13 protein-coding genes and 1 CRISPR repeat array are annotated in these 15,008 nt (G+C 71.5%); of the genes, 7 read left to right on the forward strand and 6 right to left on the reverse strand.

The annotated features are described in order from the left end of the window. Positions 1-518: 518 nt before the first annotated feature. The 4 genes from ACOJVX_RS14295 to ACOJVX_RS14310 all read left to right on the forward strand — a co-directional run bounded on the left by ACOJVX_RS14295 (position 519) and on the right by ACOJVX_RS14310 (position 4,076). Positions 519-1,031, forward strand: coding sequence for a nitroreductase/quinone reductase family protein (locus ACOJVX_RS14295; protein WP_422646828.1), 513 nt, complete (start codon positions 519-521; stop codon positions 1,029-1,031). Between the two features lie 42 nt (positions 1,032-1,073). Then, entirely contained in the window at positions 1,074-1,466 is a 393-nt protein-coding gene (locus tag ACOJVX_RS14300; RefSeq protein ID WP_418155920.1) for a MerR family transcriptional regulator, read from the forward strand. 243 nt (positions 1,467-1,709) lie between these two features. Beyond that, on the forward strand, positions 1,710-2,222 hold the full coding sequence (locus ACOJVX_RS14305; RefSeq protein WP_422646829.1) for an AAA family ATPase: 513 nt from the start codon (positions 1,710-1,712) through the stop codon (positions 2,220-2,222). A gap of 1,086 nt (positions 2,223-3,308) precedes the next feature. Next, positions 3,309-4,076 (forward strand): 5-formyltetrahydrofolate cyclo-ligase, encoded by a 768-nt coding sequence (locus tag ACOJVX_RS14310; RefSeq protein ID WP_422646830.1) that lies wholly within the window; start codon positions 3,309-3,311, stop codon positions 4,074-4,076. A 224-nt stretch (positions 4,077-4,300) separates the two neighbouring features. Further along, positions 4,301-4,694: a CRISPR direct-repeat array (repeat unit 29 nt; unit sequence GGTCTGCCCCGCGCGAGCGGGGGTGAGCC). 157 nt (positions 4,695-4,851) lie between these two features. Here ACOJVX_RS14310 and ACOJVX_RS14315 read toward each other — a convergent pair. After that, the gene (locus ACOJVX_RS14315) at positions 4,852-6,129 is read right to left on the reverse strand and encodes an MFS transporter (RefSeq protein WP_030106208.1); all 1,278 of its coding nucleotides are present in this window, start codon (positions 6,127-6,129) and stop codon (positions 4,852-4,854) included. A 403-nt stretch (positions 6,130-6,532) separates the two neighbouring features. Between ACOJVX_RS14315 and ACOJVX_RS14320 the strand changes: the two genes are divergently transcribed. Next, complete coding sequence (locus ACOJVX_RS14320; RefSeq protein ID WP_051713201.1) at positions 6,533-7,540, forward strand: GlxA family transcriptional regulator; 1,008 nt, start codon at positions 6,533-6,535, stop codon at positions 7,538-7,540. Positions 7,541-8,012: 472 nt separating this feature from the next. On the opposite strand, the gene ACOJVX_RS14325 is transcribed toward ACOJVX_RS14320, so the two are convergent. From ACOJVX_RS14325 to ACOJVX_RS14335, 3 genes are all read right to left on the reverse strand, one after another. Next, a complete protein-coding gene (locus tag ACOJVX_RS14325) occupies positions 8,013-8,777 on the reverse strand; it encodes an SDR family NAD(P)-dependent oxidoreductase (RefSeq protein WP_103056627.1) in 765 nt (254 codons plus the stop codon). 247 nt (positions 8,778-9,024) lie between these two features. Further along, the gene (gene tenA, locus ACOJVX_RS14330; protein ID WP_030227303.1) at positions 9,025-9,738 is read right to left on the reverse strand and encodes a thiaminase II; all 714 of its coding nucleotides are present in this window, start codon (positions 9,736-9,738) and stop codon (positions 9,025-9,027) included. Between the two features lie 174 nt (positions 9,739-9,912). Next, on the reverse strand, positions 9,913-10,353 hold the full coding sequence (locus ACOJVX_RS14335; protein WP_418155987.1) for a hypothetical protein: 441 nt from the start codon (positions 10,351-10,353) through the stop codon (positions 9,913-9,915). Between the two features lie 374 nt (positions 10,354-10,727). Between ACOJVX_RS14335 and ACOJVX_RS14340 the strand changes: the two genes are divergently transcribed. After that, entirely contained in the window at positions 10,728-11,060 is a 333-nt protein-coding gene (locus ACOJVX_RS14340; RefSeq protein WP_030106203.1) for a hypothetical protein, read from the forward strand. A 715-nt stretch (positions 11,061-11,775) separates the two neighbouring features. Here the strand turns inward: ACOJVX_RS14340 and ACOJVX_RS14345 are convergent. Further along, positions 11,776-12,168: a MerR family transcriptional regulator gene (locus tag ACOJVX_RS14345; protein ID WP_422646831.1), complete on the reverse strand. Its 393-nt coding sequence runs from the start codon at positions 12,166-12,168 to the stop codon at positions 11,776-11,778. 131 nt (positions 12,169-12,299) lie between these two features. On the opposite strand from ACOJVX_RS14345, the gene ACOJVX_RS14350 reads away from it, so the two are divergent. Continuing rightward, positions 12,300-13,850, forward strand: a complete 1,551-nt coding sequence (locus ACOJVX_RS14350; protein WP_422646832.1) for an MFS transporter — start codon at positions 12,300-12,302, stop codon at positions 13,848-13,850. 218 nt (positions 13,851-14,068) lie between these two features. On the opposite strand, the gene ACOJVX_RS14355 is transcribed toward ACOJVX_RS14350, so the two are convergent. Further along, entirely contained in the window at positions 14,069-14,884 is an 816-nt protein-coding gene (locus ACOJVX_RS14355; RefSeq protein WP_418155199.1) for a TIGR03619 family F420-dependent LLM class oxidoreductase, read from the reverse strand. Between the last annotated feature and the right edge of the window lie 124 nt (positions 14,885-15,008).

Genomic DNA, 15,008 nt, shown 5'->3' on the forward strand with positions numbered 1-15,008 from the left:
GACGCGGCGACGTCGCGGCACTCCACTGATGTCCGCACGCCCCGGGGCGGGTGCCGTCGTCGTGCTTGGTGTGGGCCGGCTGGTCGGCGTACGCATCGACCAGCCCGGCAGCGGGCGGGAACAGGTGGCCGGGCACCTGCCCGAACGCCGCCCGGGCGGTGCTGGCGCGGCGGGCGCCGGATGCGATCAGGCGGACGGTGAACCAACCGTCCGTCCTCCCATGACCGTGACCGATTCGGCGGGGCACCTCACCGGCCACGGCGGCCTCCCGGACGGGCGAGGGCGAGGAGTCGGAACCGTGCGCCCGGACCGTCCTCGTGCGGTTGCCCACGGGCACCCGACGACGAAGCGCCAGTGACGAAACGGCAGGTCGTCAACCGCACTCGCGTTGGACCTGGTCCCGGAACCCGTTGCACCGGCGTTCGCGTTACCGCCGGCAGCCAGTTGAGCCTCGACCGAAGGTCAGTGTGGCGGGTGGCTTGACCTTGTCGCTGATGTCAGGGTTCTAACGTGCCGTCATGCCCGACGACATCCAGGACTGGAACCGCCGAATCGTGTCGGAGTTCCGATCGAACGCCGGCTTCGTGCGGTGGAGCACCGAGAAAGACCTGGCTGAGGGACGTCCGATCCCACCTCCGCTGCCCAGCTTCGATCCGAGGCAGAGCGTCCCGGTCATCCTCGTCAACCACATCGGTGCGGTGACCGGCCGTCGACGCACGAGCCCGCTGATGTACCAGGCGGTGCGCGACGCGTTCGCTGTCTTCGCTACCTTCGGCGGGAGCCCGCGACCACCAGCCTGGTACCACAACATCGTGCGGAACCCCGAGGTAGTCGTCGAGGTCGGCTCCGACGTCACGGGGGCCATCGCCCGTGTGGTCCAGGGGGAGGAGCGCGAGGACATCTGGGGCGAGCAGGCTCGTCTCGTCCCCGCATTCGCCGACTTCGAGAAGACCGCCCGCCGGCGGATCCCGGTCGTCGTCCTCGACCCGATCCCAAGCCCGGCCGCCATGCGAGCCCACGGAGCATCGTGATCGCGGCGACGAGGCTGTCCGTGACCGAGCAGAATGGAGCGCATGGTTTCAGCTGTCGACCAGCGCGACTGGCTACGTATCGGCGAGCTCGCGCGCCGCACGGCCACCAGCACCCGCTCCCTGCGCTACTACGAGCAACGCGGGCTGATCGTCTCCGACCGTGAACACAACGGTTACCGCCGCTACGCCCCCGACGTCGTGACTGTGGTCAACAACATCCGCCGCCTGCTCAACGCCGGGCTCTCCATCGATGACATCAAGCAGTTCGGCTCCTGTGTTCGCTCGCCCAGCCTCGACGCGTCCCCCTGCGCGCCGGCGCTCGAGGTCTACGAACAACGCCTGAAGATCCTGCGAACCAGGATCGACACCCTCCAGCACCTTCACGCCGCACTTGCCGAACAGACCGAACACCTCCGCGCTCAGCTACCCTCCTAGCTCGCCTGGCACCAGGTGAGTAAGGCGAGCGACTCCCAACGGGGGAGATCGAGCTCTACGCAGAAGCAGCCGACGCACCACCGCTTCGGTGCGGTCACAGCGCGGACTGAGCCGTCCGCACGCAGCGGCCACGCGAGGTGCGTTCACGACCTGCCCGGCGGTGAGTCGGCTACGGCCTTTCGCCGATTCGAGGTTCAGGCGGCTACCCCCGCCTCGTCCAGCAGGGCGTCCCGGTCGGCCAGGATGAACTCCTTCAACGCGGTCGGTTCCAAGTCGATCGACGCGAGATCAGCTCCCCGAAGGTCAACCCAGTCAAGGTCATACCCGCCGCGCGACAGGTCGCTGAACTCCGGGCAGCTCCGGACCGACTCGGCCAGGGCGACCAGCCGCGCCACAAAGAAATGCGCCGAGTACACCGCGCACACCCGGGGAACCAGGTTCTACAACCGCGGCATCCCCGACGGCTACGGCTGGGAAGGCTTCTTCGGACTCAAGCCCACCACCGAGTTGGAGGAGGCGACCCGGCGTTACCGCTACGACGCGATCTTCGTGCTCGATCCGCTGGACACCTTCGAGGACCCCGACGACATTGTCTGGGCCAAGGACCGCGAGATCCGCCGCGTCCACGAGCTGATCGTGCAGGGCTACTACGACGCCGGCTACGAACCGGTGTTCGTCGCCCCCGACTCCGCCACCGCCAGATTGGACTTCATCTGCGCCAACCTGCGCCTGCCCAAACCGAGCCGAGGAGCGTGAACTCGTTCAGCCGCAACGGGACCTCATCGCTGTTGATCTCGCCGAACAGCGTCCTGGCCAACGCCCTGCTGCGCACCATCGACCTCCTGCGGCCCCGGCAACTACCTCGCCGGCCTGAACATCCCCGCCACCGCGGGCTTCGGCGTCGACTACGTCGGCCTACACGGCACCGACGAACGAATCCGCCTGAACACCATCCCCACCATCCAGGCGATCTACCACGCCGCCGTACTCGCGCTCCTGCGTCCGTAGCCCGACCATGCGCGGTTTGGACAACGAACAGTGAGACGGTCGTGCCGCGCCGATGGCTCGCTACACGGGCGACTACCACTGAGAAAACCCAGGACTCATCACGAACCCGGTTACGCTCCCCGGGCTGGCCACAATGTAATTCCGAAAACCTCCGTGCGTTCGTTCGCCTTGGTAACCGTCTCTTCAGTAAGGGACAAAGGGTTGGAATGAAGTGCCCGATAGACGGTTTTCCCACGCCAGGGCAAACGGAAGGAGATATCTGTTGGGGATGGCATGATACAGGTGAGTATCACGCAACCCGATGGGGATTCGAACACCCCCCACGAACCCGGCGTCAGGCCTATGCGGTTTGCGCCCAGCGGAGCCCCGACTATGTCAACAACCACCCTTGGCTCGTGGTAATTTGCCGGACTTCTGAAATAAATTCCCCTCTCGCAGACTTCCATGATGGGCGGCACCGTGTCGGGTTCCCGGTGGAACGTAGCCCCCAGATCGCAACTGCTGTCCATGAGCATGAATCCGAAATACTCGACACGCACTACGCTTTCGATCCGGTGCAATCGAACTCCCACGAGGTGAAGACAGGGACGTGGACCGTACAGCCACACCCGGCCGGGCATTGATTATGCTACTACCACGGAAAATGGATCGCCACCTAGTCTGTGGTCACACACCTTACCAGCCCGAAAAACCACACTGGACAACTCACCGCATGATGCTGAAGGCGCCTCCCCCAAGGGCTCGAGTTGAGGGACCGACGACCACCGTCCAAACGAGCCCGGCCGTAGTCGCCGATCGAGCCCGAAGGTGACCTTCGGATGAGGAGCAGAGTGAATGGCTGACCCGCTGGAGGACCTGAAGGACAAGGCACGTGCCCACGTGTGGGACCGCCTGGCGGCGGCCGCGGCCGTGCACGACCCCGACGTGCACGGCCGGATCCCGAACTTCATCTCCGCTGGGGCCGCCGCCGACCGCCTCGCGGAACTGCCCGTGTGGAAGTCCGCCCACGTCATCAAGACCGTGCCCGACAAGGCCCAGCGTGCCGTGCGCGCTCTCCGGGACGGCAAGCTCGTGTACATGGCTGTTCCGAAGCTGGCGCGGGAACGCCCCTTCTGCCTGCTCGACCCCGCACAACTCGAGGTGCCCCCAGAACAGGCAGCCGACAGCCACCGTGCCATCGCCCTCGCCCCCACGGTGGACGTGGACGAGGTCCGGCCCGTCGACCTGGTGGTCTGCGGCAGTGTCGCGGTGAACCGGCGTGGGATCCGACTGGGCAAGGGAGCAGGTTATTCGGACCTGGAGGTGGCGCTGCTGCGGGAAGCGGGGCGGATCGGCCCCGAAACCGTGATCGCGACCACCGTGCATGCCCTCCAGGTCGCCGACGAGGACCTTCCCGAGTCGGACCACGACTTCAGCGTGGACCTGATCGTCACCCCCGAGCAGGTGATCGAATGCGGCCCGAGGCGACTCCCGGCGGGCCTGATGTGGGAGCGGCTTCCCGCCGAGAAGATCGCCGCCATCCCGGTGCTGCGACGGCGCGCCTCGGACCGACGGAGCGGCCCCGCTGGCCCGGGCGACGGACACCGACCGGGCCACGGATGAGAACGCCCATGACCGACGAGGAGAAGCGTGTCGGCTCCCTGGCCGAGGGGAACGTGACGCAGGCGCGCAAGCGCATCGCGGTTGGCCTGCTGAGCCGCGACGAAGCTGGTCGTCCTGCGCTGGGAGCGAGACGGGGGGCCTACCCCGTTCGTACGACTCCGGGAATCCACACCAACAGAAAATCACAGAACGGTAACGAGCTAACATCAGTGCAGGTCGGGAAGGGTCTGCCCCGCGCGAGCGGGGGTGAGCCGGCCCTGGGGTACCTGTCCCAGCAGCCGATTCGGTCTGCCCCGCGCGAGCGGGGGTGAGCCTGACCGTCATGCTGATCACCGGCCGGGAACGGGTCTGCCCCGCGCGAGCGGGGGTGAGCCGATCGTCCCGAACGTGTCACGGATGATGGCCTGGTCTGCCCCGCGCAAGCGGGGGTGAGCCGGCTGCGTTTGACCGGCTGTCCCTGACGCTTGAGTCTGCCCCGCGCAAGCGGGGGTGAGCCGGCCGGCGTGAACTCGCCGTCCTGCCCGGTGAGGTCTGCCCCGCGCGAGCGGGGGTGAGCCGCTCGTCCGGCATCAGGGTCCAGGCCCGCCCCTGTCTGCCCCGCGCGAGCGGGGGTGAGCCGGGCTCCACCGGCTTCCGGGAGTGCGGGGCGTCCGACGGGCTCCGGCCTGAGCGTGCGCCGCCAGCGAAGCTCGCGTGCGGACGAAACCTGTTCGCTGGTCGGGCTCAGGGCTCGGGCGCCCTCCCCCACTCCCCAACACGGGGTCCACGTGGTCGATCAGGACGTCACTTCCCGGTCCCTTCTGGCCGCCCAGAGCAGGACGGGCACCAGCAGGAGGGCGAGGAGGCCGCCGGCGAGGGAGAGGACCTCGTAGCCGCCGGTCGCCATCACCACACCGGACATCGCGCCGCCGCCCGCTCCGGCGAGGGAGACGAGCACGTCAATGCTCCCCTGGGTTCGCGGCCGGTTCTCCGGGACGGTCGCGTCGACGACCAGCGCGGTGCCCGAGATCAGCCCGAAGTTCCACCCTAGCCCGAGCAGGACCAGTGCGAGGATCAGCGGGCCGAGCGAGTCCCCTGGGGCGAGCGCGGCGACCACTCCGGCGGCCAGGAGGGTCACTCCCGAGGCGGCCGCCATCCGGGTTCTGCCCACCCTGTCGACCAACATCCCGGTGACCAGTGAAGGCAGGTACATCGCCCCCACGTGCAGGCCGATGACGAGCCCCACGGCGGAGAGGTCGTGGTGGTGGGCGCGCATGTGCACCGGGGTCATCGTCATGATCGCGACCATGGCGATCTGGGTGAGGACCATGACGGCCGCCCCCACGTAAGCGCCCACCCGTGGTTTCGGCACCCCTGGCGACCTCGTGTCGTCCCGCGCGCGTTCGGCCTCGTGGAGGGCGCGGGCGAGCAGGTACGGGTCCGGGCGCAGCAGGACGAACAGGACGAGCCCGGCCACCGGGTAGGCGACGGCGGCGAGGAGGAACGGCCCGGCCAGCCCGGGAAGCCCCAGGGTCGTCGCGAACCGTCCGAGCGGGTCGACGAGGTTCGGGCCGGCGACCGCGCCGAGCGTGGTGGACACCATCGCCACGCTGATCGCCGCTCCCCGGCGGGACGGGGGCGCGAGGTCGGTGCCGGCGTACCGGGCCTGGAGGTTGGTCGCGGTGCCGGAGCCGTAGACGAACAGGGACACGAACAGCAGTGGAACGGAGCCGGTGGCCGAGGCGACGACCACCCCGGCCGCGCCGAGCCCGCCGGCGGCGAACCCGAGGCCCGCGCCGACGCGGCGGCCCCACCGCTGGACGCACCGCCCGACCAGGAAGGCGGCCAGTGCGGACCCAAGGGTGAACAACGCGGCCGGCAGACCGGCCAGCCGGTCCGAGCCCAGCATCTCCTCGGCCAGCAGTGCTCCGACGGTGACACCCGCTGCCAGCCCGGCGCCGCCGAGGACCTGGCTGGCGACCACGGCCCGGAGCGTGCGCCGGTGCACCTGGTGGCGGTCCGCTTCCCCCGGTAACGGCGCCGTCGCGCTGTCCTGGGCCTCCGGAACTGTCACCGTCGATCTCCTCCTTCGGGTGGCATCCGACGACGCCGCTGGTTCCCGTCCGTCCCGTTCCGCCGGCCCCCACCGGGAACCGGCTCGTCAGGAGCGGGGCTCCTCACCCGACTTCGACGCCGCTCCGGTCCGGGCGAGGACCGTCCCACGGCTGGTTCCTCGAAGACGGGGCGGGCTTCTCGGGTGGCGGTGCGATGAGGACATCGGTGGTGGTCGGGGCGCGGCGGCGCTGACGAGCGCGACGGAGGATCCCGGCGCGACGTACTGGTCGGGAGGGACGCGAAGGCGTGGGGCGGTGAGGAGCCGGGGTGCTGGATCAGCGGTCGCGTGCACCGGTACAGCCTCGCGTGCCGGGCGGTCGCCTGCGAGTGGCGGGAAGGACGACATGTGTCAGGATTCGGCCATGCGTGGTGATCCGGGGTCGCGGGAACGGCATGGGGAACCGCACCGGGTGGTGGTGTTGGCGATCGACGAGGTGGTCGGGTACGACCTGTCGATCCCGCCGCAGATCTTCGGCGCGGCGAAGCGCGGCGAGCGGGACCTGTACGACGTGCGGGTCTGCGGGGTGGATCGCCGACCGGTCCGGGTGGAGTCGGGGTACACGGCGGTGCTGGACCACGGTCCCGAAGCGTTGGAGGACGCCCAGACGGTGATCGTCCCGGGTACGCGGGCGAGGGGGCCGAGGGTGGACGGGGTCCTCACTCCCGAGATCGCCGAGGCGCTGGCACGGATTCCTCCTGGTGCCAGGATCATGTCGATCTGCACGGGCGCTTTCGTGTTGGCCGCGGCGGGTCTGCTCGACGGGCGGCGCGCCGCCACGCACTGGGCGCACGTCGACGCCTTCCGCCGGCTCCACCCCCGGGTGGAGCTGGACGAGGACGTGCTCTTCGTCGACGACGGGGACGTGCTGACCTCAGCGGGGTTGGGGGCGGGCGTGGATCTGTGCCTGCACGTCGTTCGTTCCGACCACGGCACGGCCGTGAGCAACCTGGCCGCGCGCTCCTGCGTCGTCCCGCCCTGGCGGGAGGGCGGGCAGTCGCAGTTCATCGAACGCCCGTTGCCGGAGACCGGGGAGGGCAGCACGGCGGCCACCCGGGAGTGGGCGTCGCGCCGCCTCGCGGACCCGCTGGACGTGGCCGCGCTGGCCGAACACGCCTCGATGAGCGTGCGCACCTTCAGCCGCCGGTTCCGGGCGGAGACCGGGCTTCCGCCGGGGGCCTGGTTGATCCAGCAGCGGGTCTCGCATGCGCGGCAGTTGTTGGAGACGACGAGCCTTCCGGTGGACCGGGTCGCCGCCGAGTCCGGTCTGGGGAGTGCCGCGTCGTTGCGCGCGCACCTGAACGCGGCCATCGGCGTCAGTCCGCTGGCCTACCGCCGCACCTTCACTCCCCCAGCCGGCACGACCCGCTGATCCGCCGGTCAGGGATCCCGCGCGTTCCCGCGCCGGCCGCCGGCGCCGGCGGTTCGCGGGTGGGGGCGCGGTGGGGTTGTGCTCGGCGTCGCCGTACCGAGGCGGTGGGTGGAGGAGGTGCCGTCCCTCCGGCTGGCGACCTGGGTCGCGCGACGGGGTGTGGGGCGCCGGTGTCGGGAGGAGGTGTCCTTCCTGGCGGGTTCGCCTCGTGGATGCCTGGTAGCGCGACCGGGCGAGGTCACGTCCCCCGGTCTCCCGGGCCCGGTGTCGCCGCGGCCCGCCTCCGCCTGTCCCGTGTGCCGCCGTCGGTGAGCCGGAGGGGTCGGCGTTCCCTTGGATCACGTCGAGGGTGTCGGTGGACCGTGCGCCCGGAGCGCGGTCACCCGTCGACCGGTCCTGGTTGGTGGGAGGACCGCCCCTGACGTCGTGCCCGCCCCGGGGGGGGTGGGCACGGGACGCGGCGGGGGGTGCCTCACCAGGTGCTGTAGCCGCCGTCGGCGACGAGGACGTGTCCGGTGACCGCGCTGGCCTCGGTGGAGGCGAGGAAACGGACCGCCTGGGCGATCTCGACCGGTTCGGCCAGCCGTCCCTGTGGGATGTGGCTCCGCCAGCCGGCCACCACCTCGGGGTTCTCGCTGCCGACGGCCTTGAGGATGTCGGTGTTGGTGTAGCCGGGGGCGACCGCGTTGACCCGGATGCCCTCCGGTGCCCATTCGGCGGCGAGCGAGCGGGTCAGCGCGATGACACCGGCCTTGGTGGCGTCGTAGCCGATGTGCGGGTCGGCTCGGGGGGCGCGGAGCGCCGCCACCGAGGACACGTTGACGATCGCCCCTCCCCTGCCACGCATTCGCCGGCCGAACTCCCTGGCCGTATAGAACGGTCCGGAGAGGTTCACGGCGAGGGTGCGGTTCCAGGTGTCGTCGTCGTAGTCGAAGCTGGCGGCGCCCAGGACGATGCCGGCGTTGTTGACCAGGACGTCGACCCGGCCGTGTTCGGCGACGACCTGGTCGGCGAGGGCGGCGACCTCGGCGGAGCGGGTGACGTCCAGCGGTCGGGCCAGGACGGTGGCCCCGGTGGCGGCGTTGATCTCGATGGCGGTGGTGGTGGCGGTGTCGGCCCGGATGTCGGTGACGACGACGGTCGCGCCCTGTTCGGCGAAGGACCGCGCGATGGCCGCGCCGATGCCCTGGCCGGCTCCCGTGACCACCACGACGTTCCCGTCGAACCGTGCTGTCATCGCCCGCTCCTCCCGGAATGGATCTTCGTGAGGAGCACGGTAACCGTCTCGCGCCGTGGAAGGGCTGCGACGGGTGGGCCTTCCCGCGTGGGCGGCGCCGGGCGGTGGGCGTCGGGTTGCGGTGCGTGGCCGCTCCGGGTGGCTGGTCCCGTCGGAAATCACCGGCGGGACCGCTGACGGTGGGGAGACCGCCGGCTCCACTGCGGACTCGGTCCGGGCAGGGGGCGACCAGCACCGGGCGCGATGCTCACCGCTCACCCGGGGTGGGGAGGAACCGCCGGGTGGGCCACTGCTCGCGCCGGTAGGCGCTGTCCCAGAACAGCCACTCGTACTCGGAGGCGCGGGTGAAGGCCCTCGTCATGGCGGCCCGTTCGGCGGCGCCGGCCGACGCGGCCGCGCGGTCCACGGCCTGCCGGCAGCGGGCGACGGCCCGCCCGAACTCCTCGTCCGCGTAGGTGTCGATCCACGCCTGGTAGGGGTGGTCGGTGATCCGGGGCGGCCCGGTGCGCTGGCGGCGGACGATGTCGGTGCCGACCTCGTGGTAGACCCAGAAGCAGGGCAGCAGGCCGGCCACCAGTTCACCGAACGAGCCGGTGGTGGCCAGCGCGGCCAGGTACGAGGTGTAGGCGAGGCACGTCGGGGAGGTCTCGATGCGGTCCAGGCCGTCCTGGCCCAGCCCGTAGCGGGCGAAGTAGCCGGCGTGGAGTGCGCGTTCCACCTCGATGGCCTCCCGGGCGGCTCCGGCGAGGAAGGCGACGTCGTCGACGTCCGGTGCGCGGGCCGCGGCGGCGGCCAGTGCCCGTCCGAACCCCACCAGGTACCGGGCGTCCTGGGCGAGGTAGAACTGGAAACGGTCCCGGGAGAGGGTGCCCTCGGCGAGTTCGACGTTGAACGGGAGCAGCGTCATCTCCCGTTGCAGGGCGGCGGTCTCGTTCCACAGGCGCGCGGAGAATCCGGTCATACCCGGCACGCTGCCAGGCCTCGCCGTTCCTGTCATCCGAGCCTCTCGATGACCTGGGTGGATTCGAGGAGGCGGGTCCTGGTCCCGCCTGCCCGTGGTCGGGTGGTGGGAGTGGGGTAGGGCGGTGCCGTCGCCGGCCCGCTGGAGGCGGGGCCGAGCATGCGGGTGGGTTGCCTACTGGTCCCGTTCGATCGCGTCCAGGGCTCGTCGCGCGGCCTCGACGGTGTCGCTCGGGGTGGTGTTGGAGCAGAGGCGGGCTTCGGGCGCGTGGCGGTGCACGGCGTTGACGACGCGTTCGAACAGCGGGAGGTTCTCCGGTACGGCGCGGATGCCGGCACCGACCATCACGCAGGCGTACTCCCTGGTGGAGAGGGTGTCGACCAGGGTCTCCTCGGTCGTCCCCTCGAAGTCGAGGACGCAGGTGTGGACGGTGAGACCGAGCCGCCGAAGCCCGGCCCGGTTGGTCCGCTGGGCCGCGCGCACCGAGGCGGCGTCCCACCCCGGGATGGTGTCGAAGTTGACCAGTGCCGGTTCGACACCGACCAACAGGATGTGCCGACGTGTGGTGGGGGTGTCGCCGTGGCGGGTGGGTCGCCTGGCGTGCTGCTCGCTCATGGCGGGAGCGTAGGAGCTCGACCTTGGTGGAGATCAAATCCGGGGCGGTGCGCTGGTCGGCCGGGTGTCGGGTCGGCGCAGGGGTGTCCTGCTCGTCCCCGTCGGCGTGTTCCGCCGGGGTGCCCGGGCACGGCGGACCAGCGCTTCACGGTGGCGAGCGGCGGCGTGGCGAGCGGGTCGCCCGTGGGCGCCGGGATCTCGGAGGCGCGCCGTCGGTGGCTCGGCGTTCACACGGCGGTGGGCCCGCGTCCCCCCGGTGTCCGGTCGGCTCCGCCGAAGGCGGCCCCGGGAGGTGGCCGTTCGGCGGTTCCCGGGCGTGGCCCGCCCGGGCAGGGTCTGGAGGAGTAGCACCGCTGACGAAGGGAACCACCCGAATGCGCGCGACCGTCCGGGGACTTCTGCTGGCCGCCGCCGTGGGCGGCGCCGTGGTGTCCGTTGCTCCCGCCGTCTCGGCGGCCACGATCCCGGCGGACGTCTGTTCCCCGGCGTCGGTCGTCGAGGTGGCGAGCTGCACCCCCTACTGGAAGCAGAGCGAGGGGCACAGCAGCAAGAGCTTCTGCGACTGGGCGGGCAGCAGCGGTGCCCAGGCGGGGCGGTGGACGGGGTGGAACTGCTCCCAGGCCCTGAACGGGTGGGAGCTGTGGGTGCGCACCTGCACCGCCCGAGCCGGGGAGACGCCCGCCAGCCGGGAGGAGTCGACCGTCTGATCCGGACGGTCCGGCGGGCGAATGGCCTTCCCGCCGGGGCGGGCTCGCGCGGACCGGGGAGGGCCGTGGCGTCTCGGGGCTCAGCCGCGGGACCGCGTGGTCGCCTGACGGGAGACCCGGCGTGGGTGTTCCGGTGGCACGCTGAGACCTACCCGTCGTGCTGACCTCGTGCCGCTTCCCGCCGCGCAGGTCACGCCACAGGGGGTGGGCAACGGCCTGCTGGCGGCGCGGCTGACCGCTGCGGAGCGGAGTCGTCGCCCCGGGGTCGGCCGCCCGTGCTCGGTGCCCGTCAGCCGCGACGGGACCGCCGCGACCTGGACCTCGGCCGCTGTGACCACCGGTGCCTCCGCCCTGACGTCCTCGGCCGTTCTCTGGAGCGGGCCCGTTCCGCCAGCAGGTCAGGACGATGACCGGGAGGCGTGACCCCGTGCGCGGTTGGGCAGCGACGGATCGGGCTGGCGACGGGAGTCGACGTCCGTGTCGAGGCTGGTCCGGGTCGGGGGTTGGGGGTGCGAGCTCGGTCCGCTCTCCCCCTGGCCGCTGCGCGACCAGTGGTACGACCAGCGGCGGCGCCAGCGGGCGACCCGCTCCCGGGGAGGGACCGCCGGTGGAGTGGTCCTGGGGACAGGCGCCCAACCGGGAGTGGCGGCGTGGGCTGGAGTCGGGTGACGGGCGACGGCTGGGCCCGTCGGTGCCGGTCCTCCGGGGAGACGCTTCATGCGCCGATGGCGGCCGGTGAATCCTGGTCCTCCTCGGGGGCCGCGTCGATGATGGCGGTCAGGAGTTCCACCGACGTGCTGAGGTCCTCGATGCGGTTTCGCATGCGGGCACGTGCCTCGGCGAGTTCCTCGACCACCTCGGCGCAGGTCGGAGTGGGGACGCTTCCCGCGCCGCCCTCGTCGAAGCAGTGCAGGACCTCGGCGATGTGCTGGGTGTTCAACCCGGCGGAGATCAGTGTCTGGATCCGCGCGACGAGCGCGACGTCGCCGTCGGCGAACTCGCGGTAGCCGCTGGGCCGGCGTCGTGGGCGCAGGAGTCCCTGTTCCTCGTAGTAGCGCAGCGCGCGCACGCTCACACCCGCACGGCGTGACAACTCACCGATCCTCACGGTCGCTCGTCCTCCTTGACTCTCACGTCCACGTCAGACTCTACCGTCCTCGCGTGCTCCGGTTGGGGCATCGGATGGCGGTCCGGGCGGGTGGCGCGGACCGGGCCCCCGGCGAGTGATGGAGGAGAGCGGTGGACGGAACGGGCACGCGCGGACTGGGGCGGCGGGAATGGGCGGCGTTGGCCGTCCTGTCCCTACCGACCCTGGTGCTGGCGATGGACATCACCGTGCTGCACCTGGCGGTACCGGCCCTCAGCGCGGACCTGGACCCCACCGGCACGCAGCTGCTCTGGATACTCGATGTCTACGGCTTCGTGGTGGCCGGCTTCCTGCTGGTGATGGGCGCGCTGGGCGACAGGATCGGCCGACGGCGGCTGCTGATGGTCGGTGCCGCGGCCTTCGCGGTGGTCTCGGTGTTGGCGGCTTTCTCATCCAGCGCCGAGCTGCTCATCGCCGCACGGGCCCTGCTGGGGGTCGCGGGTGCCACCCTGATGCCGTCGACGCTGGCCGTCCTGACCGACGTGTTCCGGACTCCGGCGAGGCGCACCTTCGCGGTGGCGGTGTGGATGACGGCTTTCACCTCGGGTGAGGCGGTGGGTCCGCTCGTGGGCGGGCTCGTCCTGGAATTCCTCTGGTGGGGCGCGGTCTTCCTCGTTGGCGTCCCGGTGATGGTGCTGCTGCTGGTCGTCGGCCCTTTCGTGCTCCCGGAGAGTGCGGAACGGTTGCCGGGGCGCTTCGACCTGGCTTCCGCGACGGCGCTGCTGGCCTCGGTGCTGTCGTTCGTCTACGGCGTCAAGGAACTGGCCAGCCGGGGCGGCTGGGAGCCGCTGGGATGGATCGCGGCGGGCCTGGTCCTGGGTTGCCTGTTCGGGTGGCGTCAGCTGAGGACGCGGGACCCGTTGCTGGACCTGCGGCTGTTCCGCCGTGCGCCGTTCAGCGCGGGGTTCGTCGCCCAACTGCTCGCGGTGGCCGCGATGGCGGGAAGTCAGTTGCTCGTCATGCAGTACCTCCAGTCGGTCCTCGGCCTCTCCCCCTTCGAGGCCGGGCTGTGGACGTTGCCGTCGGTGCTGCTGGGAATCGGCGCGACGTTGCTCGCGCCGAGGCTGGTCCGCCACTCCTCAGCGGCGCCGGTCGTGGCGACTGGCCTGTTCGCGGCGGCGGTTGGGGCGACAGCCCTGGCCGTGACCTCACACCACCTGGACCTTGGCTCGACGGTGCTGGCGTTCACCGTCCTCTACGTCGGTGTCACGCCAACCCTCGCGCTGATGACCGATCTGATCGTTGGTTCGGCGCCTCGCGGGCGGGCCGGCATGGCCGCCGGTGTCGCGGAGAGCGGCGCGGAGTTCGGCCTGGCCGGCGGGATGGCGTTCATCGGGACGGTGGCCTCGGCGACGTACTCGTCCCGCGTGTTGTCCGACGCCTCGGGCGGTGTGGCCGTCGAGCACCTCCAGGAGGCGTCGCGGACGGTGGGCAACGCGGTGGCGCTCGCCCAGGACCTTCCCCCGGAGGTCGGCACGTCGCTGCTCGACGCGGCGCGGATGGCCTTCGCTGACGGGATGCGCCTGGCGGCCACGGTGAGCGCGGTCCTCCTGGTGGTCGGGGGTGCGCTGGCACTCCGCTTCCTCCGGCCAGCCCGGTCCACGACTCCCGGCGACCACGCCGCTGGCGCGCGGGCCGAGTGAGTGGGCACCGGGGCGGCGGGTGCGCCGAGCGGGTGGTGGGTGGTGCGCTGCCACGCCGGGTACGCGCGCCGGGGCGGTCGCCGCGGCGCGAGGGGCGAACCGGTTTCCGGACGACCAGCTTCAGTCCTCGCTCCGATGCCGGGGGACCCGTGGCTGAGGAACGGGAGGCGCGGCTGACCGGGCGGGCGCCGCTGGCACGTCGGCGCCCGCTCCGGGCGTCAGAGGGTGTCCAGGGCGCGGCGCAGTTCCTCCATCCGCTGGGCGAATCCCTCATGGTCTCCGAAGTGGACGGCGACCGCCTCCGCTCCGGCTTCCCGGTAGGCGAGCAGGTCGTCGACCGTCCGCTCGACGGGCCCGCCACCGTCCCACCCGATCCGCAGGGTGGGCGTGACGTGGCGGTCGCCGGCGAGGGCCGCGAGGGCGGAGGCACGCTCGGCGAACACCGGCGGCGAGGTGGGCAGGCCCTGCCAGCTGTCCCCGTGGCGCGCGGCCCGGCGCAGGGCGGCGTCGCTGTTGCCGCCGACCATCAGTGGGACGGGACCCGCCGGCACCGGTTGGAAGACGCCGACGTCGAAGGAGTACCGCCGTCCCCGGTAGGGCGCGGCGCCGCCGGCGAGGAGGTGCCGGAGCAGGTCCAGGGTGTCGTCGGTGATCGCTCCCCGCCGGGGGTACTCGGCGCCGACGGCCTGGAACTCCTGCTCGTTCCACCCCACGCCGACGCCGAGGACGAACCGTCCCTCCGTGAGGTGGTGCAGTGTCGCGACCTGTTTGGCCAGCACGAACGGGTCCCGCAGTGGCACGACGAGGACCGAGGTGCCCAGCCGGAGCCGTCGGGTGGCGGCGCTGAGGTGGCCGATCGTCACCAACGGCTCGTACACGCCGCCGAAGACGGCCCCGTACTCGTCGGGCGGCAGGATGTGGTCGGGGAGCCAGGCGGTGTCGTAGTCGAGGTCCTCGGCGGCACGTGCCAGTTCCGCGATCCGCCGCGCGGGCATGGTCGGTGACTCGTCGGGCAGGACGACCTCAAGTCTCATGGGGAGGGACAACGATCCGCCTCGGCCGGGTATTCCGCTGATCGCGCGGGGTGGCGGGAGCTGGGTGGTCCGGTTGGCCGGGATCGACTGGACCGTTGGGGTGAGGACGGTGCACCGGCCGCGC

It is taken from the genome of Actinoalloteichus caeruleus (assembly GCF_049311605.1).
Classification (GTDB): Bacteria; Actinomycetota; Actinomycetes; order Mycobacteriales; family Pseudonocardiaceae; genus Actinoalloteichus_B; species Actinoalloteichus_B caeruleus.

Excerpts from the sequence above, each read along its gene's own strand:
- ACOJVX_RS14295 (WP_422646828.1), top strand. The coding sequence starts at position 519 with ATGCCCGACGACATCCAGGACTGGAACCGCCGAATCGTGTCGGAGTTC.
- ACOJVX_RS14300 (WP_418155920.1), top strand. The coding sequence starts at position 1,074 with ATGGTTTCAGCTGTCGACCAGCGCGACTGGCTACGTATCGGCGAGCTC.
- ACOJVX_RS14305 (WP_422646829.1), top strand. The coding sequence starts at position 1,710 with ATGAACTCCTTCAACGCGGTCGGTTCCAAGTCGATCGACGCGAGATCA.
- ACOJVX_RS14310 (WP_422646830.1), top strand. The coding sequence starts at position 3,309 with ATGGCTGACCCGCTGGAGGACCTGAAGGACAAGGCACGTGCCCACGTG.
- ACOJVX_RS14320 (WP_051713201.1), top strand. The coding sequence starts at position 6,533 with ATGCGTGGTGATCCGGGGTCGCGGGAACGGCATGGGGAACCGCACCGG.
- ACOJVX_RS14325 (WP_103056627.1), bottom strand. The coding sequence starts at position 8,777 with ATGACAGCACGGTTCGACGGGAACGTCGTGGTGGTCACGGGAGCCGGC.
- tenA (WP_030227303.1), bottom strand. The coding sequence starts at position 9,738 with ATGACCGGATTCTCCGCGCGCCTGTGGAACGAGACCGCCGCCCTGCAA.
- ACOJVX_RS14335 (WP_418155987.1), bottom strand. The coding sequence starts at position 10,353 with ATGAGCGAGCAGCACGCCAGGCGACCCACCCGCCACGGCGACACCCCC.
- ACOJVX_RS14340 (WP_030106203.1), top strand. The coding sequence starts at position 10,728 with ATGCGCGCGACCGTCCGGGGACTTCTGCTGGCCGCCGCCGTGGGCGGC.
- ACOJVX_RS14355 (WP_418155199.1), bottom strand. The coding sequence starts at position 14,884 with ATGAGACTTGAGGTCGTCCTGCCCGACGAGTCACCGACCATGCCCGCG.